The organism is Sinorhizobium sp. NFACC03, assembly GCF_900103435.1.
GTDB lineage: Bacteria > Pseudomonadota > Alphaproteobacteria > Rhizobiales > Rhizobiaceae > Ensifer.
This window is the reverse complement of record NZ_FMXF01000010.1, coordinates 90,174-112,390: the sequence shown is the minus strand read 5'-3', so window position 1 is coordinate 112,390 and position 22,217 is coordinate 90,174. Positions and strand designations below refer to the sequence as shown.

Genomic DNA, 22,217 nt, shown 5'->3' with positions numbered 1-22,217 from the left:
CATACTTTCCCATGAGAGGTAGGTAGGCGGGCGAGCGCCCGTCTTTCCTCGTTTCCATCCTTAGACAAGTCCGCACGGTTTACGCGAGCCGAGCCTTGCTGCACACTCCCGTCGACTGATGGCGAGGGGCGGCGGGATGAAGGAACGGGTTTCGACGGCTATCTCACGGCGGTCTTTCATGACGGGCCTTGCCGGCGTCGGGCTGGGGCTTGCAGCCTCGCGCAGTCGCGCTGCCGCACCGGCCATCGATGCGACGTTCCTGTTCTCCAACGACATTCATGCTTGCCTCGTTTCGATCGAGGGGCTCGCGCCGAGCTGCGCGGCGGAAGGCAAGACCGACGCGAACCTGCTGCGCCATGTGGCGGCGCTCAACGCCGTGCATGCCATGCGCTGGCCGGAAACGGTCGCGGGCAAGCCGAGCGGTCTCGCAAGTGCCGGACGGCAGATCGGCAAGCCACTCGGCCTGGTGCTTGGCGGTGACATCACCGACGACGGCGGCGGCCAGGTACGCCAGCCGCGGGAAGGGCGGCAGCTGCAGCAGTTCTCCAGCCGCTATCAGGAAGGGGCAGGGAGCGATCGCGTCCACATGCCCGTATTCGTCGGGCTCGGCAATCATGACCTCGACCAGGACGGCCCGCCGCCGCATGTCGACTGGTATCGCCGCGAGCTGCGCGATTATGTCGAGCTCAATCATCGCCAGACGGTCTTCTACAAGCCGCCGGTGCCGGTGACCAACTACGACCCGCTTTCGGACTGCTACTCCTGGGATTGGGGCGGGTTGCACCTTGTGCAGCTGCAGCGCTTCGGCGGCGATGAGACGAAGGGCGCGGTGAATGCGCTGCCCTGGCTGAAACAGGATCTGGCTGCCTATGCCGGCGATGGCCGGCCCGTCATACTGTTCCAGCACTATGGCTGGGACGCGTTTTCGACCGAGGTCTGGGATGTGAAGGCCAAGACCTTCGATGATGAAGGCGATGGCGCGCCGCATTGGTGGAGTGTCGATCAGCGCCAGGCGCTGCTCGACTCGCTCAAGGGCTACAACGTCATCGGCCTGTTCCACGGACACCAGCACGAAACCGCAATGATCTACCGGCAGAGCGGGCTCGACCTCATTAAGCCGAAGGCTGCCTATATGGGCGGCTTTGCGGTCGTGCGTGTCACGGACGGTTTCATGGATGTAGTGTTGGCCGAGGCGGGTTCCGCGCACGGAGAGGTCACGTTTACTGCGGCTTTCAGCAAGCGGCTCGGCTAGTATCCGGCAAGTTTCACAACACTCGTTAAATCATTCGGAATCAATCGTTTAAAGTGACAGCGTGCCGTCCTTCCGCCGGCGCACGGACGCCTGTTTTCGCCGTTTTGAAGATTTCTGATTTACGTACATCAGAAATTCCTCTAAAGGCAGAACCCGGAGGAAAACATGCGTCCGACAGTTCACGATATCGCTGCTAAAGCCGGGGTCAGTCTCGCCACCGTCGACCGGGTTTTGAACAATCGTCCCGGCGTGCGCGGTGTCACCCGCGACAAGGTCGAGCGCGCCATAACGACGCTCGGCTATGTGCGTGACGTCGCCGCCGCCAATCTCGCCAAGAGCCGCATCTACCCGCTGATCTTCATCCTGCCCGAGGGCGACAACACCTTCATGCGCGGCCTTGCGGTCGAGGTGGAGGCGGCGAAAGTGCGGTCTGCGGTCGAGCGCACCGCGATCACCGTGCTCTCCGTCCCGGCCTTCGATAAGGCGGCCCTGGCTGCGGCGCTGGAAAAGGCGCGGGCACTCGCCCCTGCCGGTGTCGCCGTGGTTGCGATCGATGCGCCCGAGGTCGTTGCGGCTGTCGATCGGCTGCGTGAAGACGGTATTGCCGTCGTGACGCTGGTTTCCGATCTGCCGGGATCGTCGCGTGATCACTTTGCCGGCGTCGACAACATCGCCGCCGGCCGGACCGCAGGCACCTTGATGGGGCGTTTCCTCAGCGGTCGCGAAGGACCGGTCGCGATCGTCGCCGGCTCGATGCTGGTGCGCGACCATCGTGATCGCCTCGAAGGTTTCAGCGCGGCGATGGCCGAAAGCGCCCCGGGCCGCCGGCTTCTGCCCGTCGTCGAGGGGCATGACGATCCCACCGAAGTCGAGAACCTTGTGTCGGGACTTGTCGCCGATCATGCGGACCTCGCCGGCATCTACAGTCTCGGCGCCGGCAATCGCGGCCTGATCGCAGCACTCGAAAAGGCCGGGCGTCAGGCTGATATTTGCGCCATCGCGCACGAGCTGACACCGCATAGCCGCGCGGCACTCGCCTCCGGCACCTTGGACGCGCTCCTCAATCAGGATGCCGGGCATGAGGTGCGCAGCGCCATCCGCGTGCTGAAGGCCCGTGCGGATGGACTCGCGGTGATCGGGGCGCAGGAGCGCATCCGCATCGAGATTTTCCTTAGGGATAACCTGCCGGTCGAGCCGGCGTAACGATTTGGAACTGCGCGGTTCCGGACGGCAAACCGGTCTGGAATTGCTCAATGGAGGCAAGCATGTATCTCGGACTGGATCTCGGCACCTCGGGCGTCAAGGCAATGCTCATCGATGGCGACCAGCGCATCATCGGTTCGGCCTCCGGCGCGCTCGACGTCTCGCGGCCGCATCCCGGCTGGTCGGAGCAGGACCCGGCCGAGTGGGTGCGCGCAACCGAGGAGGCGATTGCCGGCCTGAAGGCAGCGCACCCCAGGGAACTTGCAGCCGTGCGCGGCATCGGCCTTTCTGGCCAGATGCACGGTGCGACGCTCATCGATGCCGACGACCGGGTGCTTCGGCCCTGCATCCTCTGGAACGACACCCGCAGCTTCCGCGAGGCGGCAGCGCTCGACGCCGACCCGCAGTTCCGGGCGATCACCGGCAACATCGTCTTTCCTGGCTTTACGGCGCCGAAGCTCGCCTGGGTGCGCGCCAACGAGCCGGAGATCTTTGCCAGGGTGTGCTGGGTACTGTTGCCGAAGGACTATTTGCGCCTATGGCTGACCGGCGAGCACATGTCGGAAATGTCCGATTCCGCCGGCACCTCCTGGCTCGACACCGGCAAGCGGCGCTGGTCGGAGAGCCTGCTTGCCGCCACCGGCATGGACGAGAAGCAGATGCCGAGCCTGGTCGAAGGGACCGAGGCGGCTGGCAGGCTGCGTTCGGAGCTTGCAGCGCGCTGGGGGATTTCCGGTGACGTCGTGGTTGCCGGCGGCGCCGGTGACAATGCGGCGTCCGCCTGCGGCATGGGCACCGTCGGCGAAGGACATGCCTTCGTCTCGCTCGGCACCTCGGGCGTGCTCTTTGCCGCCAATGCGAGTTACCTGCCCAATCCGGAAAGCGCCGTACACGCCTTCTGCCATGCGCTGCCGAACACCTGGCACCAGATGGGCGTCATCCTGTCGGCGACCGATGCGCTCAACTGGTACTCGGGCATCGCCGGGCGCAGTGCTGTCGATTTGAGCGCCGAGCTTGGTGATGACCTGAAGGCGCCGACCGGCGTCACCTTCCTTCCCTATCTCTCCGGCGAGCGCACGCCGCACAACGATGCGGCGATCCGCGGCGCCTTCGTCGGGCTAGGGCATGAAAGCAGCCGCGTGGTGCTGGCCCAGGCGGTGATGGAAGGCGTGTCCTTCGCCATTCGCGATAGCCTGGAGGCCCTTCGCGCCGCCGGCACGACGCTGTCGCGGGTAACCGCGATCGGCGGCGGCTCGCGCTCACGCTACTGGCTGAAGTCGATCGCCACGGCACTCGACCTGCCGGTCGATCTGCCTGCCGACGGCGATTTCGGTGCCGCCTTCGGGGCAGCCCGCCTGGGCCTGATTGCCGCTACGGGCGCGGATCCCGTCGCCACCTGCTATGCGCCGCTCACTGCCGAAACCATCGCGCCGGAAGCGTCGCTGGTCTCAGTCTATGAGGCGAGCTACCAGCGCTACCGCGAGCTCTATCCGGCGATCAGGGGTGCGGCGTCGTGACGACGCTGCACCGCAGATCCGGTTCGGGTGCCGGCCGCTCAGCGGGCGGGGACCTTGTCGAGAAAGCCGGTGATCGTCTTCAGGCGGCCGTTCTCGATCTGGCAGACATCCGTGCCTTCGATAACCGAGGCAACGCCCTCCGGGCCGAGCGCCCAGGAAAAGCGGATCGTGTCGGCATAACCGTCCGCAGCCCCCTTCAGCGTGAAGCGGAAGCCGGGGAACTGGCCGTGGACGCCGGCGATCAGCGCATCGATGCCGGCGTGGCCGTCGCCTTGCATGATCGGGTCGCGGTAGGCGACGTCGGCGGTGAACGCCTTCTCGATCAGCGCAGAGCGGGCGGCGGCGTCGGTTGTGTTCCAGGCGGCAATGTAGGCTTCGGCGATGGCGTTGAAGTCGTGCATCGAAGTGTTCCTTTCGTTTGGCGTTTCGATGCCCCAGCTATCGCCGGACGAGGGAATGAAACCAATTACCTTCCACGTAATGGCCGCGCCTATCGAACGGGCGACGCCGGCCGAAATCCATCCCATTCGCATCATCCTTGAGAGGAGCCAAACCCATGAGCACAGGATTTTTCGGCGATATCGCCAAGATCAAGTATGAAGGCCCTGATAGCGCCAACCCGCTTGCCTTCCGTCATTACAACAAGGACGAGGTTGTTCTCGGCAAGCGCATGGAAGATCACCTGCGCTTTGCCGTCGCCTACTGGCACACCTTCGTCTGGCCGGGCGGCGATCCCTTCGGCGGCCAGACCTTCGAGCGCCCCTGGTTCAAGGACACCATGGACGCGGCGAAGCTGAAGGCCGACGTCGCCTTCGAATTCTTCGACCTGCTCGGCGTTCCCTTCTACTGCTTCCATGACGCCGACGTGCGCCCGGAAGGCAAGAGCTTTGCGGAGAACACCAAGAACCTCAACGAGATCGTCGACCACTTCGAAAAGAAGCAGGCCGAGACCGGCGTCAACCTGCTGTGGGGTACGGCAAACCTCTTTTCCAACCGGCGCTACATGTCGGGTGCGGCGACCAACCCGGATCCGGATGTCTTTGCCTTTGCCGCCGCGACCGTAAAGACCTGCCTTGACGCGACCAAGCGCCTCGGCGGCCAGAATTATGTGCTGTGGGGCGGGCGCGAAGGCTACGAGACGCTGCTCAACACCGATCTGAAGCGCGAGCTCGACCAGCTCGGCCGCTTCGTCAATCTCGTCGTCGAGTACAAGCACAAGATCGGCTTCAAGGGCGCGATCCTGATCGAGCCGAAGCCGCAGGAGCCGACCAAGCACCAGTATGACTACGACGTCGCGACCGTCTATGGCTTCCTGAAGAACTACGGTCTCGAAAACGAGGTCAAGGTCAACATCGAGCAGGGCCATGCGATCCTTGCCGGCCACTCCTTTGAGCACGAGCTGGCGTTTGCCAATGCGCTCGGCATCTTCGGCTCGATCGACATGAACCGCAACGACTACCAGTCCGGCTGGGACACCGACCAGTTCCCGAACAACGTGCCGGAGATGGCGCTCGCCTACTACCAGGTTCTCGCAGGCGGCGGCTTCAAGACCGGCGGCACCAATTTCGATGCGAAGCTGCGCCGCCAGTCGATCGACCCGGAAGACCTGCTGATCGGTCACATCGGCGGCATGGACTGCTGCGCCCGTGGCCTGAAGGCAGCGGCGAAGATGATCGAGGACAAGGCGCTTTCCGCTCCGCTCGATCAGCGTTACGCCGGCTGGCAGGTGCAGGAAGCCAAGAAGATGCTCGACGGCGGCTTCTCGCTGGAGGAGATCGAAGCCTGGGTGCTGAAGTCCGACCTTAACCCGCAGCCGAAGTCCGGCAAGCAGGAACTGCTCGAAAACGTCGTCAACCGCTACGTCTAAGCACTCTCGCGAGTTTGCGCGCGCGGCGGCCCGGTCTCTCCGGGCCGCCGGTTTGCGACGACTACGGGGTGTCGGCGACCAGGTGGGCCGCAATATGAAATCGATTACAAATCTCTCGGGAATCTGTGCCTTTGCCAGTTGCCCCCGGTTGAAAATCTGCTAGCTTTGGCGCCTGCAACGTTTCAGGTCCGCCAGTTGCGGCGAAAACAAGGTGCCATTGTACCTCCTTGTCGCCGACTGACCGGACAGGCCGACATCATCAATGGCCGTTTCATCGGGAGGAAAATCGGGATGAAGACGATCAAGGGGCCAGGGCTCTTTCTTGCGCAGTTTGCCGGCGATGCGGCACCGTTCAATTCCTGGGACGCGATCACCAAATGGGCGGCCGACTGCGGCTACAAGGGCGTGCAGGTCCCGAGCTGGGACGCGCGGCTGATCGATCTGAAAAAGGCAGCGACGTCCAAGGCCTATTGCGACGAGTTTGCCGGCACGGCGCGCGACAACGGCGTCGAGGTGACCGAGCTTTCGACCCATCTGCAGGGCCAGCTCGTCGCCGTGCACCCGGCCTATGACGAAGCCTTCGATGGCTTTGCCGCACCGGAAGTGCGCGGCAATCCCAAGGCGCGTCAGCAATGGGCGGTCGAACAGGTGAAGCTGGCGCTGACCGCCTCGAAGAACCTCGGGCTGAACGCGATGGCGAGTTTCTCCGGCGCGCTTGCCTGGCCCTTCGTCTATCCCTGGCCGCAGCGCCCGGCCGGCCTCGTCGAGACCGCCTTTGACGAACTGGCGAAACGCTGGAAACCGATCCTCGACCATGCCGAGGACTGTGGCGTCGACGTCTGCTACGAGATCCATCCGGGCGAGGACCTGCACGACGGCATCACCTACGAGATGTTTCTGGAGCGCACCGGCAACCACGCCCGCGCCTGCATGCTCTATGACCCGTCGCACTACGTGCTGCAGTGCCTCGACTATCTCGACAACATCGACATCTACAAGGACCGCATCCGCATGTTCCACGTCAAGGATGCGGAGTTCAATCCGACCGGACGCCAGGGCGTCTACGGCGGCTATCAGGGCTGGGTCAACCGGGCCGGGCGCTTCCGCTCGCTCGGCGACGGTCAGGTGGATTTCGGCGCGGTGTTTTCGAAGATGGCGGCCAATGATTTTGCGGGCTGGGCCGTGGTCGAATGGGAATGCGCGCTGAAACATCCCGAGGATGGCGCGCGCGAGGGTGCCGACTTCGTCAAGCACCACATCATCCGCGTCACCGAAAAGGCCTTCGACGATTTCGCCGGCGGCGGCACGGACGAGGCCGCCAACCGGCGCATGCTGGGGATCTGAGGTAGCGTTTGCCTCTCACCCTAACCCTCTCCCCGCTTGCGGGGAGAGGGGACGCGGACTGTGGCTGCGGTTGCACCTGCAGCGCTCTCAGAGAGAGTTGCTTGGGGCCTGGCGAGCGGGCGCATCCAGTCCCTTCTCCCCGCCTGCGGGGAGAAGGTGCCGGCAGGCGGATGAGGGCTGCCCTCACCGCGCGAATGAGGGGCAATTCTCGCGAACGATCACGCGTAACAAGCAAAACACACGAACGGAAACAGGGGAGAATCCAAATGGCAATCGAAGGAACGAGCGAGAAGCGCGAACGCCGCATCCGGCTCGGCATGGTGGGCGGCGGCTCCGGCGCCTTTATCGGCGCGGTGCATCGTATCGCGGCACGGCTCGACGATCACTTTGAACTGGTGGCGGGCGCCTTGTCGTCGACGCCGGAAAAGGCGGAAAGCTCGGGCCGCGAGCTCGGGCTCGACCCGTCGCGCGTCTATTCCGACTTCAAGCAGATGGCGATCCGCGAGGCGAAGCTGAAGGACGGCATCGAGGCGGTGGCCATCGTCACGCCGAACCACGTTCACTACGCCGCTGCCAAGGAGTTTCTGAAGCGCGGCATCCACGTGATCTGCGACAAGCCGCTGACCTCGACGCTTGCCGACGCCAAGAAGCTGAAGAAGGCGGCCGAGGACAGCGATGCCTTGTTCGTGCTGACGCACAACTACACCGGCTATCCGATGGTGCGGCAGGCGCGCGAGATGGTGGCCAATGGCGAGATCGGTGCGGTGCGGCTGGTGCAGATAGAATATCCGCAGGACTGGCTGACGGAAAACATCGAGCAGTCCGGCCAGAAGCAGGCGGCCTGGCGCACCGATCCGGCGCGCTCGGGCGCCGGCGGCTCGACCGGCGATATCGGCACGCACGCCTATAATCTCGGCGCCTTCGTCTCCGGCCTCGAACTGGAGGAGCTTTCGGCCGATCTCGACAGCTTCGTTCCTGGTCGTCAGCTCGACGACAATGCGCATGTGATGATGCGCTTCAAGGCAAAGGACGGTGAGCGCGCCAAGGGGCTGCTCTGGTGCAGCCAGGTCGCGCCCGGCCACGAAAACGGCCTGATGGTGCGCGTCTACGGCACCAAGGGCGGGCTCGAATGGACACAGAAGGACCCGAACTATCTCTGGCACACGCCGTTCGGCGAGCCGAAGCGACTGCTCACCCGGGCAGGTGCCGGGGCGGGTGCTGCGGCAAACCGCGTCAGCCGGATCCCGTCCGGTCATCCGGAAGGTTACCTCGAAGGCTTCGCCAATATCTACACGGAAGCGGCCCGCGCCATTTTCGCCAAGCGCAAGGGCGAAAAGGTCGATCCGGCCGTCACCTATCCGACCATCGGCGATGGCATGAAGGGCATGGTCTTCGTCGACGCCTGCGTCCAGTCATCCAAACGAAATGGTGCGTGGGTAAAGGTGTAGCGGAGCACAAGAACCGGCGAAAGGGCGGGGCATTCCCGCCCTTTTTCGCGAGTTGACATTTGCCAGCACGGCTTTAGGTCGGCCGCGATACAAAAGAAAACAACATGGTCCCGTTTCCGGCGGGGCCGGAACAAGACGAGGCAGAGAGATGATCGATCCCAAGATCCTGGCGCAGCGCTTCCCGGGTGATTTCGTATTCGGGGTGGCGACCGCCTCCTTCCAGATCGAAGGTGCCACCAAGGCCGATGGGCGGAAGCCGTCGATCTGGGACGCCTTTTCCAATATGCCGGGCCGCGTCTTCGGGCGGCACAATGGTGATGTCGCCTGCGACCACTACAACCGGCTGGAAGAGGATCTGGATCTGATCAAGAGCCTCGGGGTCGAAGCCTACCGCTTCTCGATTGCCTGGCCGCGCATCATTCCCGAAGGGACTGGCCCGATCAATGAAAAAGGCCTCGACTTTTACGACCGTCTCGTCGACGGGTTGAAGGCCCGCAACATTAGGGCATTCGCCACGCTCTACCATTGGGATCTGCCGCTGGCGCTGATGGGCGAGGGAGGCTGGACGGCGCGCACGACGGCCTACGCCTTCCAGCGTTACGCCAAGACGGTGATCGCCCGCCTCGGCGATCGCCTCGACGCGGTTGCGACCTTCAACGAACCCTGGTGTTCGGTCTGGCTCAGCCATCTCTACGGCATCCATGCGCCGGGCGAGCGCAACATGGATGCGGCGCTGCATGCCCTGCACTTCACCAATCTGGCGCACGGGCTCGGCGTCGATGCCATCCGCTCGGAGCGGCCGAACCTGCCTGCCGGCATCGTCATCAATGCGCACTCCGTGTACCCTGGCAGCGACCGCAAGGCCGACACAGCAGCGGCCGAACGGGCCTTCGACTTCCACAATGGTGTCTTCTTCGGCCCCATCTTTAGAGGCGAATACCCCGAGAGCTTCATGAGCGCGCTCGGCCACCGCATGCCCACGATCGAAGACGGCGACATGGAGACGATCTCCCGGCCGCTCGACTGGTGGGGGCTCAACTACTACACGCCGATGCGGGTCAGCGCCGACCCGGCGAAGAGTGCGGAGTACCCGGCGACGATCAACGCCAAGGCGGTGAGCGAGACCAAGACGGATATCGGCTGGGAGGTCTACGCACCGGCGCTCGGTAGCCTGGTCAGGACGCTCAACGCGACCTACCAGCTGCCCGACTGCTACATCACCGAGAACGGCGCCTGCTACAACATGGGTGTCGAAAACGGCATCGTCGACGACCAGCCGCGACTCGACTACATCGCCGACCATCTGTCTGTCACGGCCGACCTGATTGCCGAGGGTTACCCGATGCGCGGCTACTTCGCCTGGAGCCTGATGGACAATTTCGAATGGGCCGAAGGCTACAAGATGCGTTTCGGCATCGTCCATGTCGACTACGATACCCAGGTGCGCACCATCAAGAAGAGCGGTCACTGGTACCAGGCGCTCGCCGAAGAGTTCCCGAAGGGCAACCACGCCTGACAATTGGGCGCGTGGTTTCAGCCGACCCGCATCAAGCATAACTCCGGGAAGAACGCGAAACGGTTCTCCCGGATTTGCGTTACCCCAAGATCACCACCGGACCGGCAGGACCTCGAGGCTCTGCCGGTCGAGCTGGGCCAGCACTTCCTTGAAACCGTAGCGCGGCTTCCAGCCGAGCTTCTCGATTGCGGCGCTCGGGTCGTAGACCCGGTCGATCGTGGCGGGCAGCGGCCAGCCGCGATCCGCAAAAGCCTGCGACAGTTTTGGCGCGCGTTCGCGCAACAGGCTTGCGGCGTCCTCTGCCAGACGGCGGCAATCGGTCGGAAGCAGCGGCGTTTCGCCAGAGATGATGTAACGCTGGAAGAAAGGGCCGCCGTTGTCGAGTGCCGCCGCATGCGCCGCCGCAACGTCGCGCACATCGATGCCACGGTGCAAGCGATAGCTCGCGACGCGGTCGGCCGCCTCCGGGAAACAGCGCGACATGCGCAATACCCGCACATGCAGGGCACGGTCGGCGGCATTTTCAAGCAGGGCTTCGGCCGCAAGCTTGGTGTGGTGATAAATGGTGTGCGGCTTTGGCGGTGTCTCCTCGGTGATCCAGGCGCAGCCTCCGGCGGTGACCGCGTGGCCGTAAAGAGCCGTCGTGCTGGTAAAGACGATACGGCCGACACCCGTCGCCTGGGCGGCAGCGATCACCAGATGCGTGCCCATCACATTGACGCGTTCGAATTCCTGGTCGGCGAGCATGTCCACATGCGGCGCATGCAGTGCTGCCGTATGGATCACGGCATCCGCCCCCTCCATGGCCCGCTCCAGCAATTCGCCGTCGACGAGATCGCCAACTATCGCGGTCGTGCCGAAAGGCGTGCGGTCGATGCCGATGACATCATGGTCTGCGGCGAGCGCGTTATAGATCGCCCGGCCGATGCGGCCCGAGCTTCCGGTCAAGACGATGCGCATTTCTTACCTCGTAACCCTGTTCCTGCCCGTTAGCATGAAATGCGGTCGGGTGCAGTCCGTTCAAACAAGGATTTCCAAGATGGCGATCTGCGGGATGCGGCACCCAGTGCAGCAAAAGAGCATGGTTTTGCCGATCTCCTTCCTATTGCGGAAAATCATGCCTGTGAAACGCCCGGACAATTCTCCATAAGAGCCGTAGATTATGTCGCATGCGGGCCATGCGGCGCCAAAGTTGAACTGACTGGTTTCTTGATGCTAGAGAAGTGCTCCCTGTTCCGAATGCGTTGTCGAATGTCGGCCTGACCGGACGCGCCTTCCATCCCGACTTTGCCGGGATCACGAGTTTTGAACATCCGAGAGCACCTAATGTATCCGCACATTCCGACTGCGCCTCTTTCGGGGATCTCCGAACGATGAGCGTTTCCGCCTTGAAAGCCACGTCACCGGCTGACGCAGCCGTCGTCTTCGACGGCGTTTCCAAGCATTTCCCCGCCTCGGGCCAAAGCGGCGCCTTCACCGCGCTCGACAATGTCTCGCTGACGGTCGACCGTGGCTCGATCACCGGCATCATCGGTCGCTCCGGCGCCGGCAAATCGACGCTGATCCGCCTCGTTAACGGCCTGGAGAAGCCGAGCGGCGGCAAGGTGCTGGTCGACGGCGTCGATGTCGGCGGGCTCGACGATGCGGCGCTGCGCACGCTTCGCCGCAACGTCGGCATGATCTTCCAGCATTTCAACCTGCTCTCCTCGCGCACCGTTTTCGGCAATGTCGCGCTGCCGCTCGAGATATCAGGCATGGACAAGCGCGCGATCGATCAGCGCGTGCGGCCGCTGCTTGATCTCGTCGGCCTTGCCGACAAGCACGGGCGCTACCCGGCCGAACTCTCCGGTGGCCAGAAGCAGCGAATCGGCATCGCCCGCGCGCTTGCGACCGAGCCGAAGCTGCTGCTCTCCGACGAAGCGACCTCGGCCCTCGACCCGGAGACGACACAGTCGATCCTGGACCTGTTGAAGCGGATCAATGCCGAGCTTGGCCTGACCGTGCTGCTCATCACCCATGAGATGGAAGTGGTGAAGGCGGTGACCTCGGATGTTGCCGTCATCGATCACGGCCGCATCGTCGAGCGCGGCCACACCTTCGACGTCTTCACGCATCCGAAACACGAGACGACGCGCGCGCTGCTTTCGGGCTTGCCGGGCTCCAAGCTTCCGGACGCGGTGGCCCGGGCGCTCAAAGCCCAGCCCGCACCTGGAGACCGTGCCGTCGTGCGGCTCACCTTCTTTGGTGCGGCGGCCGAAAGGCCGCTGATCTCTCAGTTGATCAAATCGGTTGGCGCCGAGGTCAACATCATCGCCGGCACGATCGACGAGATCGGCGGCGCGCCCTATGGCTCGCTGGTCGTTGCCTATGGCGCCGATGCCGAGACATCCGGTCGCGCCGAACGCTTCTTCACCGAAAACGGTCTGGTAACGGAGGTGCTCGGTTATGTCGCCTGATATTCTCCTGCGCATCGGTGGTGCCACCGTCGACACCATCTACATGGTTGCCGTCGCTGGCCTCATCGGCTCGCTGATCGGCCTGCCGATCGGCATCTTCCTCGCGACCAGCGGCAAGGGCGAGCTCTTCCCGGCGCCGACGCTCAACCGCATCGTCGGGCTGATCGTCAACGCCACGCGCTCGACGCCCTTCATCATCCTGGTCGTCGCGATCATTCCCTTTACCCGGCTTTTGACCGGCACCTCGATCGGCACCAAGGCGGCGATCGTGCCTTTGACGATCGCGACGATCCCCTTCGTCGCGCGTCTGGTGGAAGCGGCGATCCGCGAGATCGACAAGGGGCTGATCGAGGCGGCGCGCGCCATGGGCGCCACCCCGATGCAGATCGTCTTCAAGGTGCTGCTTGCCGAAGCGCGTCCGGCTCTGACGTTGGCGCTCACCATGACCGCCGTCAGTCTCATCGGCTATTCGGCGATGGTCGGGGCCGTCGGCGGCGGCGGGCTCGGCGACCTCGGCATCCGCTACGGCTACCAGCGCTTCATGCCCGACGTAATGCTCGTCGTTGTCATCGTGCTGATCGTGCTGGTGCAACTCGTCCAGAGTGCCGGCGACGGCCTGGCGCGGCGCTTCGACAAGAAAAACCGCAAGACCTGATTTCCTCCCAAGACTGAACGTGAACAAGGAGACATCCATGAAGAAGCTTATCATCGCGGCAGCGATTGCCGCTCTCACCGCCGGCACGGCGCTTGCCGAAACCATCAAGGTCGGCGTCACGCCGGGCGAACATGCCCAGATCATGGAGAAGGTGAAGGAAGTCGCGGCACCCAAGGGCCTCGACATCGAGATTCTCGAATTCTCCGACTACGTCGTTCCGAACCAGGCTCTGGCCGATGGCGATCTCAACGCCAACTCGTTCCAGCACCAGCCCTATCTCGACAACCAGATCGCCGATCGCGGCTTCGAGATCGTCAGCGTCGGCACCACGATTACCACGCCGATGGGTGTCTATTCGCAGAAGGTGAAGAGCCTCGACGAACTCCAGGACGGCGCGACGATCGCCATCCCGAACGACCCGACCAATGGCGGCCGCGCGCTGCTGGTTCTCGCCTCCAAGGGCCTGATCAAGGTCAAGGAAGAGGCCGGCCTGAAGGTCACGCCTGCCGACATCACCGAGAACCCGAAGAACATCACCTTCGCCGAGCTTGATGCCGCCCAGCTGCCGCGCTCGCTGCAGGACGTCGATGCGGCCGTCATCAACACCAACTACGCGATGGAAGCCGGCCTGCACCCGAAGAAGGACGCGATCGCGATCGAAGGCGAGAAGTCGCCCTATGCCAACGTCATCGCCGTGCGCAAGGCCGACAAGGATGCGCCGTGGGTGAAGACGCTGGTCGAATCCTACCACGACGAAAAGGTGAAGGCCTTCATCAACGACACCTTCAAGGGCGCGCTGATCCCGAGCTGGTAAGCTTCTCTATCTGATCGAAACAGCAACCGCGCGCCGCATTCCGGCGCGCGGTTTTTCTTTGACCGTGCGTCCCGCGCGGTTATCCTCCCGACGCTTCGAGGAGGAGACGACATGAGTGTGATGAAAGGCGGCTGTCTCTGCGGCGCAATCCGCTACGAGGCGAAGGGGCAACCCCTCTATTCCGGCTTCTGCCATTGCCGCGATTGCCAGCGCACCACCGGAACCGGCCATTGCTGCTACATGATCTTCGATCGCGCGAACGTGGTAATGTCAGGCACCTGCCGCGGCTACGAAACACGCGCCGAAAACGGCAATGTGTCGGTCCGCTATTTCTGCGAAACCTGCGGCAGCCAGGTCTTCGGCTCAGGCCCGCCAGGGGATCCACGCGTGTCGATCTATGCCGGCACGCTCGACGATCCCTCAGTGTTCCAGCCGACCGATGCGATATTCACCCGCAGCCGGCATGAATGGGACCGCAGCGCGTTGGCGCTGGATGAATGCGAGGCGCTGCCGGGGTAGCTGCAGCAGCAGGTTTGCCCCTCACCCTAGCCCTCTCCCCGCAGGCGGGGCGAGGGGACGTGCCCGACAGCGGCCGTCGTGCTGGAACCTTCGCTGCCGGTCGGGACCTGCTTGAAAGCGGCGGCCCAAATGCCGGAGCCTGATCTGTGATGAGACGGCGCCAGATCTCCCTTCGCCCGCTTGCGGGGAGAAGGTGCCGGCAGGCGGATGAGGGGCCTCCCTCACCGCGCGGATGAGGGGCGAAACCGCCGTTCAGCTTCCGAGGTGGCGTTCGCCGCGCTTCTTCGCAAGCTCGATCTGCTTCTGGCGCTGGCGGTAGCGTTCCCGGTCCTCGTCGGTGCGGACCTCGTAGCAATGAATGCAGGAAACGCCGTCCTCGTGGTGCGGCGAGAGGAGATCGGCCTTGGTCAGCGGCTGGCGACAGGCATGGCAGAGCGTGTGCTCGCCTTCTTCAAGGCCATGGGTGACGGAGACGCGATCGTCGAAGACGAAGCAGGCGCCTTCCCAGAGGCTTTCTTCCTGCGGCACTTCCTCGAGATACTTCAGGATGCCGCCCTTGAGGTGGTAGACCTCGTCGAAGCCCTGTTCCTTCATGAAGGCGGTCGCCTTCTCGCAGCGGATGCCGCCGGTGCAGTACATGGCGATCTTCGGCTTGTTGTGCAGGCCGGTGTGGTTGCGCACCCAGTCCGGGAACTCGCGGAAGGTCTTGGTCTGCGGATCGACCGCGCCCTTGAAGATGCCGATCGCCGTCTCGTAGTCGTTTCGCGTGTCGATGACGATCGTCTCGGGATCGGAGATCAGCGCGTTCCAGTCTTTCGCATCGACGTAGGTACCAACGATCTTGTTGGGGTCGATGTTCTCGACACCCATGGTGACGATTTCCTTTTTCAGCCGCACCTTCATGCGCAGAAACGGCATCGAGGACGCGCGGCTTTCCTTGTGCTCCAATGCGACAAGCTCCGGCTGCGCGCGCAGGAAGGCAAGCACCGTGGCGATGCCGGCATCCGTGCCGGCGATCGTGCCGTTGATGCCCTCATGGGCGATGAGCAATGTGCCCTTGACGCCGTTCTCGTCGCAGACGGCCTGCAGCGGTTCGCGGAATTCGGCGAAGCGCGGGAAGCTTGCGAAATGATAGAGCGCGGCCACCAGAAACTGGCCGTGGGTCTCACCATGGGTCTCAGGGCGCGGGGTGGTGGAAATGTCGGTCATGGCCGGTGCAAATACAGCTTTCGCGCCGCAAGCGCAATCGCGGCAGGCGAGAGGGGCACTCTGTCGCGCCTTGGGCGGATACGCCGGGGTGGCTGTGCTAGCGCGCGGCGTCGAGCCAGAGCAGACGGATCGTCCGGCTCTCTTCGTCGGGCTGCTCCTGGAAGACCGTTGCTGCCAGTGTCAACGCGTCGTCTCGCAAGGTTTCCTGCCGGGCAATGACGGCGGCGATGAGATGGGCCTGGTCCTGGCTGTTGCCGGCCAGCGCCGGATCTTCGTTGATCAACTGGATCATGACGGAGAGATCGTTGAGGTGGCCGAGCGTGTCGACCAGCATCTTGGCCTCGCTGCGCTTGGCCTGGATAGCAGACGGCCAGGTGTCGCGCATAAGTCCCAGATGCATGCGGTAGTCCTGCGCCCGCTTGCGCAACTCGTGGAAGGCGCCGGCATCGGTGCTCGAGCCGCAGGCTTCCTTGGCGCGGGCGGCGCGCTTGAGCGTCTGCTGCCAGCCTTTCGTCAGTCGGGCGGCGGTTCTACGGCGACGATCGTCAAAAGAGACATGGGCCAGTGCTTGCAGGGCGTGTTCACAAGTGACGATGGTTGCGGCAACGCGGTCCTCGATGTCGGTCTCGCAGGCAGCGATGCGGTCGCGACGTTTCTCCAGCCGCTTGCAAATGTGGGTGAGAGCCTTCTCCTGTTCGACGCTGGCAGCCGATGCCCTCAGGTATTGAGCGTTTTCCACCAGCGCTGCCGCATCGCGGACGGTTGAGAGATTGCGGGCCATGTCGCGTATGCGCGCGTTTTCGTGCTTCTGGAATTGCGGCGCGTCGGCGGCGACGAGCCGATAGAGCGAACGCAGACGCTTGAAGTTCTTGCGGGCCTCATGGATAGCTTCGTGGAGGCCATCAGGGCGGTCTTCGAGGGTCATGACCGCCTGCGTGAATTGCTCGGCGGCAATGGCGCGGAAATCGTCGGTGAACGGCCGTCCGGGCCGGAAGGCGTAGGTCATGATTGGGGTTCCATCAGCCCCTCTGTGGCAAGCGCCTGGTTGGAATAACGGCGGTCGCCGGTGACTTCGCGGCCGATCCAATTGGGCAGCGCCGGCAAGTCGGTCTCGCGCTTCATCTCCACTTCGGCGACGACCAGGCCCCTGAGCGCGCCTTCGTAGACATCCACTTCCCAGATGAAGCCCTTGTACGGGATGCGATATCGTCGTTTCTCAATGACGATGCCGACCGCCTGCGTCAGCATCTCACGGGCGTCGTCCATAGGTACATCGTATTCATATTCGTTTCTGACCAGCGCCGACTTGCCGATCTTGATGGTGAGGCGCGCCCACTTGTTGCCGTGGATGCGCACGCGCAGCGAGCGGTCGTCCATGGTGACGACATAGGCTTGCCTGAGGTCGATGCCCTTGTCCGCATGCTCTCGCCACCCGTCGGACGCGACCAGAAACTTGCGTTCTATTTCCTTCGCCATGGATAATCCGCCATTTCGATAGGCTCGCCGTCATCAAACTATCGCTTTCGTGCGAAGGCTCAAGTCATCTCTTTGTTGTAGGTAATATTTTATCTTCAGCTTACATGAGAATGCCGCACACTTGCGCCCTTAGGTCTCGACAACCGGTGGCCGGCGGAGTATGCGGAGGGCATATTCAATCGTTTTAAAAAGGACGATCGGCATGAGCGCGAAAACCGACAGGCTTCTTTCCATCCTCAAATTGCAGCCGGTCGTTCCGGTCCTCGTGATCGACGACGTCGCGACCGCCGTGCCGCTGGCGCGCGCTCTGGTTGCCGGCGGGTTGAGGGCGATCGAGATCACGCTGCGCACGCCGGCAGCGCTCGAAGCGATCAGCGCGGTTGCCAACGAAGTGGAAGGTGCTGTTGCCGGCGCCGGCACGATCCTCAATGCCGCGCAATTCGAAGCGGCGGTCGAAGCCGGCTCCAAGTTCATCGTCAGCCCCGGCACGACGCAGGAACTGATCGATGTCGCGAACGACCACGACGTGCCACTGCTGCCGGGTGCCGCGACGGCGAGCGAAGTCATGGGCCTGCGTGAAGAAGGCTACGACGTCATGAAGTTCTTCCCGGCGGAACAGGCCGGTGGTGCCGCCTATCTCAAGTCGCTGTCTTCGCCGCTGGCCGGCACGATGTTCTGCCCGACCGGCGGGATCTCGCTTTCCAACGCGCGCGACTATCTGACGCTTCCGAACGTCGTCTGCGTTGGCGGCTCCTGGGTTGCACCGAAGGATCTGGTCGCCAAGGGCGATTGGGCCGGAATCACCAAGCTTGCGGCCGAAGCCTTCGCCCTCAAGGGCTGAGCGGGAAGCACTGCGTTCTACATTTGCAGGCCGGGCGAAAGCCCGGCCTTTTTCGTTGGTCGCGGTGTTCTTCGTCACACGCGCCTGGCGCGAATTTGTATTTCCCCTGCAACGTTCCTATGTCTCAATCCATTCGACGGCGCGAGCGCGGGCGGCGCTCCGTTTCGGTTGACCTTAACCGCCCGGAACCGACAAGGAGCGAAACCCGATGTTCGACGCGAAGAAATTGCTGGATCAGTTTCTGGGATCGCAGGTGCCCGGTGCCGGCGGCACGGTGCGCGATCGCGCGACCCAGGCAACGCAGCTTGCCAAGGACAATCCGCTGGCGACGGGCGCCATCGCCGCGGTCCTGCTCGGCACCAAGTCGGGTCGCCAGCTGGCCGGCAATGCCGCCGTGCTCGGCGGCCTCGCGGCCATCGCGGGTCTCGGTTACCAGGCCTACAAGAACTATCAGGCCGGCAACACGCCGGGAGGCGCAACCGTTGCCAAGGGGGAACCGGAACTCCTGCCGCCGCCGGCCGATTCCGGCTTCCCTTCTGCGCCGGAGGCCGTCAGCCACGATTTCGCGCTGACCCTGGTGCGGGCGATGATCGCGGCCTCGCGCGCTGACGGGCACATCGACGAGGCCGAGCGTCAGCACATCATGGACAAACTGTCGGTCTCCGGCCTTTCGGCCGATGCCGCCGCCTTCCTCGACAACGAGCTTGCCAACCCTGTCGATATCGACGCGATCGTCGGTGCGGCCAAGACGGAAGAAGAGCGCGTCGAGGTCTATACCGCATCGCGCCTGACGATCGAGCCGGAGACGCGTGCGGAGCGTGGCTATCTCGACCTGCTGGCCGGCCGCCTCGGCCTTCCGGACGCTTTGGTCGACCACATCGAGGCGACCGTATCGGCCGCCAAGGTGCCGGCTACGGCCTAGCATCCTCGCCTGATCCTCATGGGTTCATAACCAGTTTGAATTTGTATCGGTCGCCACTCTGGCCTATTGCGAAGTGCAAGGGGTAACGGAGGAGCGGCCGATGCGTGATCTCAAGAACTGGAAAGGATGCCCGGCGCCGAAGGGCGTCGCGCTCGAAGGGCGCTTCGTCAAGCTCGAGCCCTATGAGCGTGACCGGCATCTTCAGGACCTCTGGGACGGTCTCGGCGGCATGGCGATCAATCCGCTGCTCAGGTATTTCACGCAGCCGGACTTCAAGGACATTGAAGGTTTTGATGCCTGGCTAACGGCGGCGCAGGAGAAGTCCGGTTGGGTCACCGAAGTGTTTCGCGACAAAGCGACGGGTATCGTCGTCGGCATGGCCAATTACATGCGTGCCGATCCCGCCAATGGCGTCGTTGAAGTCGGCTCTGTCGCCCATGGCGCCGCCATGGCTCGCTCACCGCTCTCGACCGAAGTCCATTACCTGATGGCGAAACACGTCTTCGAGGATCTCGGCTATCGCCGCTACGAATGGAAATGCCACAGCGAGAACATGGCAAGCCGCAACACGGCGGCGCGCCTCGGCTTTACGTTCGAGGGCATCTTCCGCCAGCACATGATCTCCAAGGGCGAAAACCGCGACACGGCCTGGTTCTCGATGATCGACAGCGAATGGCCGCTGCTCAATGCCGCATTCGAAACCTGGCTCGCAGCTGATAACTTCGACGAGGATGGTCGCCAGAAGCGGCGGCTTGAAGATATACGTGCGGACTTGGAGCGGAAGGCGTCCAAGTAGGCGCCCGACGTTCGGTCGCACCAGACAACAGCAGGGAAGTCATGCAGAACAAGGAAAAGTCACCGGCGATCGCCGCTGCGATCATTCTCGTCGTTGCCGGCCTCGGCTTCTTCGTGCTGCCGTCGATCATGCTGAAGCTTGGCGACATCTCGCCCTGGCTTGCCGCCGCCTTCGGCGTGATCTTCGTGCTGGCCTTCTTCCTGCTGTTCTGGCTCCGAGCCCGCTACCAGCGCAAGCGCGGGCTGTGAGTTAGCCTCAAGAAGTCGCGAGAGCGGGAATTGCCTCAGACTTGCCCGCGCCCGGCTCGCTCAAACGCGCTTTTTTTGGTTGGCACACGTGTGAAACCGGCTTGTTCGGGCGTTGACTCCGGGCAATCTTCGAGCAAGTAGCCGAACGAATACCATGCGTCATAGTCATTCCGCGCGCCGGAGGGCCGCGTCCAGTAGTCATCGACGACCCAGAACGAGTAGCCACCGTTAACGTCGCTTGCTCCAATTCCATGTTTCTCGGAAAGCCAGAACCTGAAGGCGGCGGATTCCCCGGACCATATGTACTTAATGGCCCAGCCGTCCTTTCCGAGTTTCGCGGCTATTTCCTCGAACTCAAGCGTATCGAAATTCATCTGTGGTACCCGTCGGGTAGGTGATTCACCCCTGCAGCGCAGCGCCCAACAAAACGAGCCCCAGGATCAGAACCAGTGCCGCCCCGGCGATCTCGATGCCGTTGGAGATGCGGGCTGCTGACGTGGTGCTCGACGCGTAGCGCAGCGCAACGCCCTTGGCCGTGACGGCCATGGTCGCGAGGATCGAGACGGTGATCGCGGTGCCGATCGACATGGCGAAGACCGAGAGCACGCCGCCGAGATAGAGCCCGTTCAGGAGCGCGAACGACAGCACGATCAGCGCGCCGGAGCAGGGACGCAGGCCGACGGCGATAACGGCCGACCAGGCTTCCCGGAGCGCAAAACGATCGCCCTTCAGCATCGACGGATCGGGGGCGTGCGCATGCCCGCAGCTCGCGCAGACTTCGCCAGGGCCATGGCTGTGCCCATGGTGCCCGCCGTGTTCGTGATGATGGTGATCGTGATGATCATGATCGTGCGCGAGATGGATATGCCCGCCGCCGGCGACTGAGGCCACGGCGACCGGACGTAGCATCGACCGCAGCTTGCGCAGGAGCAGCCATCCGCCGAAAGCGGCAATGAGCGCGTAGCTGGCGATTTCCAGCCACCGCGTCGCCGTGGTCATGTTGATCGACGAACCGCGCAGCAGCAGATAGACGGCGCCGATCAAAAGGATCGCGACGATCCCCTGCAAGATCGAGGAAAGGAACGACAACATTACGCCGCGCTTCAGCTCGGTCTCGTTGGCGATCATGTAGGAGGAGATCACCGCCTTGCCGTGGCCGGGGCCGGCGGCATGAAGAACACCATAGGTGAAGGAGAGCCCGACCAGCGACCAGAGCTGCCAGGGGTTTTCCCGCATGCCCTTCAACGCGTTGGTCATCAGCCGATAGAAGCCTTGCTGCTCCATGTTCACCCAGGCGAAGAAACCGCCGAGGAAACCGGTCGTCTTGAATGCAGGCTCGGCCGTTCCGATGCCGAGCGGCGACTGGGCCGCCGCAAGCGTTGCGGAGAGCGCCGTGACGATGAGCGCTGCCGTGACCAGACGTCCGATCCTGCGGGTGTTCAGCATGTGATCTCTATCCTGGTTGCAAAGAGCTTCGACATGTCCGTGCCGGTCGGATCGCTCCAGAAGGCATCGGTCAGGGTGTCCTTGTTCTCGGCGAGAACCTCGTCGGGATCGGGGCGGACGACCTTGTGTTCGCAGGCGTTGATCTTGTCGCCGACGACGGTCAGGTCGTTGTCGGTCGCGAAATCCATCGCCGTATACATGGTCGGATCATAGACGCCGAAGGAAAGCTTGCCCTTGAGCGGCATCGGCTCGGCCGGCTTGACGGCAAACATCATCAGCAACTGCCCGTCCTTGTAGTCGACGGTGATGCTGTCCGGCTTGTTGACCTTGATGGTTTTGCCGTTGTCGAGGATCGTCGTGTAGTAATTGTACTCAGACAGCGACTCCAGCACGGTCTGGCCGACTTCCGCCAGTTCGTCCGGATCGAGCGTCGCATTCGAGTTCTTGTCGAAATCGAGCACCACGCTCGACGAAAACAGCTCGTCGAAACGCCACACATTTCGCAGTTCGCTGACTTCGGCCTTGTCGTCGGAGACCACCTCGAGCCGCGCTTCCGCGAAGATGTGCGGATGGGCAAGGGCCAGCGACGGCGCAAGCAGGGTGGCAAGGCCGGCCATGATGAGGCGTTTGGTTCTCATGAAACGGCAATCCTTTCGGCGGGGCGATCTTCCCGCGATTCGTTTCCGGG

Annotated in this window: 23 protein-coding genes; 15 read left to right on the top strand and 8 right to left on the bottom strand. The window is 63.3% G+C overall.

All coding sequences use genetic code 11. From position 1 onward, the window contains the following. The first annotated feature begins 178 nt into the window (after positions 1-178). The 3 genes from BLU35_RS15045 to xylB all read left to right on the top strand — a co-directional run bounded on the left by BLU35_RS15045 (position 179) and on the right by xylB (position 3,972). On the top strand, positions 179-1,252 hold the full coding sequence (locus BLU35_RS15045) for a metallophosphoesterase (protein ID WP_286161526.1): 1,074 nt from the start codon (positions 179-181) through the stop codon (positions 1,250-1,252). A gap of 165 nt (positions 1,253-1,417) precedes the next feature. Next, positions 1,418-2,455, top strand: a complete 1,038-nt coding sequence (locus BLU35_RS15040) for a LacI family DNA-binding transcriptional regulator (RefSeq protein ID WP_093233570.1) — start codon at positions 1,418-1,420, stop codon at positions 2,453-2,455. A 62-nt stretch (positions 2,456-2,517) separates the two neighbouring features. Then, positions 2,518-3,972, top strand: coding sequence for a xylulokinase (xylB, locus tag BLU35_RS15035; protein WP_093233569.1), 1,455 nt, complete (start codon positions 2,518-2,520; stop codon positions 3,970-3,972). Positions 3,973-4,010: 38 nt separating this feature from the next. Here the strand turns inward: xylB and BLU35_RS15030 are convergent, their stop codons facing one another. Then, entirely contained in the window at positions 4,011-4,499 is a 489-nt protein-coding gene (locus BLU35_RS15030) for a nuclear transport factor 2 family protein (protein WP_375293082.1), read from the bottom strand. A gap of 29 nt (positions 4,500-4,528) precedes the next feature. Here BLU35_RS15030 and xylA point away from each other — a divergent pair, with 29 nt between their 5' ends. The 4 genes from xylA (at position 4,529) to BLU35_RS15010 (ending at position 10,147) form a co-directional block, all read left to right on the top strand. Next, entirely contained in the window at positions 4,529-5,839 is a 1,311-nt protein-coding gene (gene xylA, locus BLU35_RS15025; RefSeq protein ID WP_093233568.1) for a xylose isomerase, read from the top strand. A 291-nt stretch (positions 5,840-6,130) separates the two neighbouring features. Continuing rightward, positions 6,131-7,183, top strand: a complete 1,053-nt coding sequence (locus BLU35_RS15020) for a sugar phosphate isomerase/epimerase family protein (protein WP_093233567.1) — start codon at positions 6,131-6,133, stop codon at positions 7,181-7,183. A gap of 266 nt (positions 7,184-7,449) precedes the next feature. Continuing rightward, entirely contained in the window at positions 7,450-8,631 is a 1,182-nt protein-coding gene (locus tag BLU35_RS15015) for a Gfo/Idh/MocA family protein (RefSeq protein ID WP_093233566.1), read from the top strand. Between the two features lie 148 nt (positions 8,632-8,779). Further along, positions 8,780-10,147, top strand: coding sequence for a GH1 family beta-glucosidase (locus BLU35_RS15010; protein WP_093233565.1), 1,368 nt, complete (start codon positions 8,780-8,782; stop codon positions 10,145-10,147). Positions 10,148-10,237: 90 nt separating this feature from the next. Here the strand turns inward: BLU35_RS15010 and BLU35_RS15005 are convergent, their stop codons facing one another. Continuing rightward, on the bottom strand, positions 10,238-11,107 hold the full coding sequence (locus tag BLU35_RS15005) for an NAD-dependent epimerase/dehydratase family protein (RefSeq protein WP_093233564.1): 870 nt from the start codon (positions 11,105-11,107) through the stop codon (positions 10,238-10,240). 413 nt (positions 11,108-11,520) lie between these two features. Here BLU35_RS15005 and BLU35_RS15000 point away from each other — a divergent pair, with 413 nt between their 5' ends. From BLU35_RS15000 to BLU35_RS14985, 4 genes are all read left to right on the top strand, one after another. Beyond that, positions 11,521-12,603 (top strand): methionine ABC transporter ATP-binding protein, encoded by a 1,083-nt coding sequence (locus BLU35_RS15000; protein ID WP_093233563.1) that lies wholly within the window; start codon positions 11,521-11,523, stop codon positions 12,601-12,603. Further along, positions 12,593-13,258, top strand: coding sequence for a methionine ABC transporter permease (locus BLU35_RS14995; RefSeq protein WP_057254555.1), 666 nt, complete (start codon positions 12,593-12,595; stop codon positions 13,256-13,258). Before BLU35_RS15000 ends, BLU35_RS14995 begins: the two co-directional genes overlap by 11 nt. A 37-nt stretch (positions 13,259-13,295) precedes the next feature. Next, positions 13,296-14,072: a MetQ/NlpA family ABC transporter substrate-binding protein gene (locus BLU35_RS14990; RefSeq protein ID WP_058325277.1), complete on the top strand. Its 777-nt coding sequence runs from the start codon at positions 13,296-13,298 to the stop codon at positions 14,070-14,072. A 111-nt stretch (positions 14,073-14,183) separates the two neighbouring features. Then, a complete protein-coding gene (locus BLU35_RS14985; RefSeq protein ID WP_244495715.1) occupies positions 14,184-14,591 on the top strand; it encodes a GFA family protein in 408 nt (135 codons plus the stop codon). 252 nt (positions 14,592-14,843) lie between these two features. Here BLU35_RS14985 and trhO read toward each other — a convergent pair whose 3' ends face one another. The 3 genes from trhO to BLU35_RS14970 form a co-directional block, all read right to left on the bottom strand. Beyond that, entirely contained in the window at positions 14,844-15,800 is a 957-nt protein-coding gene (gene trhO / locus BLU35_RS14980; protein ID WP_057254557.1) for an oxygen-dependent tRNA uridine(34) hydroxylase TrhO, read from the bottom strand. A gap of 97 nt (positions 15,801-15,897) precedes the next feature. After that, positions 15,898-16,806 (bottom strand): CHAD domain-containing protein, encoded by a 909-nt coding sequence (locus BLU35_RS14975; protein WP_057254558.1) that lies wholly within the window; start codon positions 16,804-16,806, stop codon positions 15,898-15,900. Next, positions 16,803-17,276, bottom strand: a complete 474-nt coding sequence (locus BLU35_RS14970; RefSeq protein ID WP_093233562.1) for a CYTH domain-containing protein — start codon at positions 17,274-17,276, stop codon at positions 16,803-16,805. Before BLU35_RS14970 ends, BLU35_RS14975 begins: the two co-directional genes overlap by 4 nt. A 202-nt stretch (positions 17,277-17,478) precedes the next feature. Between BLU35_RS14970 and BLU35_RS14965 the strand changes: the two genes are divergently transcribed. The 4 genes from BLU35_RS14965 to BLU35_RS14950 all read left to right on the top strand — a co-directional run bounded on the left by BLU35_RS14965 (position 17,479) and on the right by BLU35_RS14950 (position 20,083). Then, on the top strand, positions 17,479-18,117 hold the full coding sequence (locus BLU35_RS14965) for a 2-dehydro-3-deoxy-phosphogluconate aldolase (protein WP_057254560.1): 639 nt from the start codon (positions 17,479-17,481) through the stop codon (positions 18,115-18,117). 208 nt (positions 18,118-18,325) lie between these two features. Next, positions 18,326-19,039 (top strand): tellurite resistance TerB family protein, encoded by a 714-nt coding sequence (locus BLU35_RS14960; protein ID WP_093233561.1) that lies wholly within the window; start codon positions 18,326-18,328, stop codon positions 19,037-19,039. 100 nt (positions 19,040-19,139) lie between these two features. Then, a complete protein-coding gene (locus BLU35_RS14955) occupies positions 19,140-19,835 on the top strand; it encodes a GNAT family N-acetyltransferase (RefSeq protein WP_058325271.1) in 696 nt (231 codons plus the stop codon). Positions 19,836-19,876: 41 nt separating this feature from the next. Next, positions 19,877-20,083 (top strand): hypothetical protein, encoded by a 207-nt coding sequence (locus BLU35_RS14950; RefSeq protein ID WP_093233560.1) that lies wholly within the window; start codon positions 19,877-19,879, stop codon positions 20,081-20,083. A gap of 35 nt (positions 20,084-20,118) precedes the next feature. Here BLU35_RS14950 and BLU35_RS14945 read toward each other — a convergent pair whose 3' ends face one another. The 3 genes from BLU35_RS14945 to BLU35_RS14935 are packed head-to-tail and all read right to left on the bottom strand — an operon-like array spanning position 20,119 to position 22,167. After that, entirely contained in the window at positions 20,119-20,457 is a 339-nt protein-coding gene (locus BLU35_RS14945; protein ID WP_093233559.1) for a hypothetical protein, read from the bottom strand. Positions 20,458-20,482: 25 nt separating this feature from the next. Then, a complete protein-coding gene (locus tag BLU35_RS14940; RefSeq protein WP_093233558.1) occupies positions 20,483-21,529 on the bottom strand; it encodes a nickel/cobalt transporter in 1,047 nt (348 codons plus the stop codon). After that, a complete protein-coding gene (locus BLU35_RS14935; protein WP_093233557.1) occupies positions 21,523-22,167 on the bottom strand; it encodes a DUF1007 family protein in 645 nt (214 codons plus the stop codon). Before BLU35_RS14935 ends, BLU35_RS14940 begins: the two co-directional genes overlap by 7 nt. Positions 22,168-22,217 lie beyond the last annotated feature (50 nt).

Bases quoted from the DNA above. Each gene is read 5' to 3' on its own strand.
- BLU35_RS14950 (WP_093233560.1), top strand. From the start codon at position 19,877: ATGCAGAACAAGGAAAAGTCACCGGCGATCGCCGCTGCGATCATTCTC.
- BLU35_RS14945 (WP_093233559.1), bottom strand. From the start codon at position 20,457: ATGAATTTCGATACGCTTGAGTTCGAGGAAATAGCCGCGAAACTCGGA.
- BLU35_RS14970 (WP_093233562.1), bottom strand. From the start codon at position 17,276: ATGGCGAAGGAAATAGAACGCAAGTTTCTGGTCGCGTCCGACGGGTGG.
- BLU35_RS14975 (WP_057254558.1), bottom strand. From the start codon at position 16,806: ATGACCTACGCCTTCCGGCCCGGACGGCCGTTCACCGACGATTTCCGC.
- BLU35_RS15010 (WP_093233565.1), top strand. From the start codon at position 8,780: ATGATCGATCCCAAGATCCTGGCGCAGCGCTTCCCGGGTGATTTCGTA.
- BLU35_RS15005 (WP_093233564.1), bottom strand. From the start codon at position 11,107: ATGCGCATCGTCTTGACCGGAAGCTCGGGCCGCATCGGCCGGGCGATC.
- trhO (WP_057254557.1), bottom strand. From the start codon at position 15,800: ATGACCGACATTTCCACCACCCCGCGCCCTGAGACCCATGGTGAGACC.
- BLU35_RS14985 (WP_244495715.1), top strand. From the start codon at position 14,184: ATGAGTGTGATGAAAGGCGGCTGTCTCTGCGGCGCAATCCGCTACGAG.
- BLU35_RS15015 (WP_093233566.1), top strand. From the start codon at position 7,450: ATGGCAATCGAAGGAACGAGCGAGAAGCGCGAACGCCGCATCCGGCTC.
- BLU35_RS14940 (WP_093233558.1), bottom strand. From the start codon at position 21,529: ATGCTGAACACCCGCAGGATCGGACGTCTGGTCACGGCAGCGCTCATC.
- BLU35_RS14995 (WP_057254555.1), top strand. From the start codon at position 12,593: ATGTCGCCTGATATTCTCCTGCGCATCGGTGGTGCCACCGTCGACACC.
- BLU35_RS14960 (WP_093233561.1), top strand. From the start codon at position 18,326: ATGTTCGACGCGAAGAAATTGCTGGATCAGTTTCTGGGATCGCAGGTG.
- BLU35_RS15045 (WP_286161526.1), top strand. From the start codon at position 179: ATGACGGGCCTTGCCGGCGTCGGGCTGGGGCTTGCAGCCTCGCGCAGT.
- BLU35_RS14955 (WP_058325271.1), top strand. From the start codon at position 19,140: ATGCGTGATCTCAAGAACTGGAAAGGATGCCCGGCGCCGAAGGGCGTC.
- BLU35_RS15040 (WP_093233570.1), top strand. From the start codon at position 1,418: ATGCGTCCGACAGTTCACGATATCGCTGCTAAAGCCGGGGTCAGTCTC.
- BLU35_RS15000 (WP_093233563.1), top strand. From the start codon at position 11,521: ATGAGCGTTTCCGCCTTGAAAGCCACGTCACCGGCTGACGCAGCCGTC.
- BLU35_RS15030 (WP_375293082.1), bottom strand. From the start codon at position 4,499: ATGGGATGGATTTCGGCCGGCGTCGCCCGTTCGATAGGCGCGGCCATT.
- xylA (WP_093233568.1), top strand. From the start codon at position 4,529: ATGAGCACAGGATTTTTCGGCGATATCGCCAAGATCAAGTATGAAGGC.
- BLU35_RS14935 (WP_093233557.1), bottom strand. From the start codon at position 22,167: ATGAGAACCAAACGCCTCATCATGGCCGGCCTTGCCACCCTGCTTGCG.
- xylB (WP_093233569.1), top strand. From the start codon at position 2,518: ATGTATCTCGGACTGGATCTCGGCACCTCGGGCGTCAAGGCAATGCTC.
- BLU35_RS14965 (WP_057254560.1), top strand. From the start codon at position 17,479: ATGAGCGCGAAAACCGACAGGCTTCTTTCCATCCTCAAATTGCAGCCG.
- BLU35_RS15020 (WP_093233567.1), top strand. From the start codon at position 6,131: ATGAAGACGATCAAGGGGCCAGGGCTCTTTCTTGCGCAGTTTGCCGGC.
- BLU35_RS14990 (WP_058325277.1), top strand. From the start codon at position 13,296: ATGAAGAAGCTTATCATCGCGGCAGCGATTGCCGCTCTCACCGCCGGC.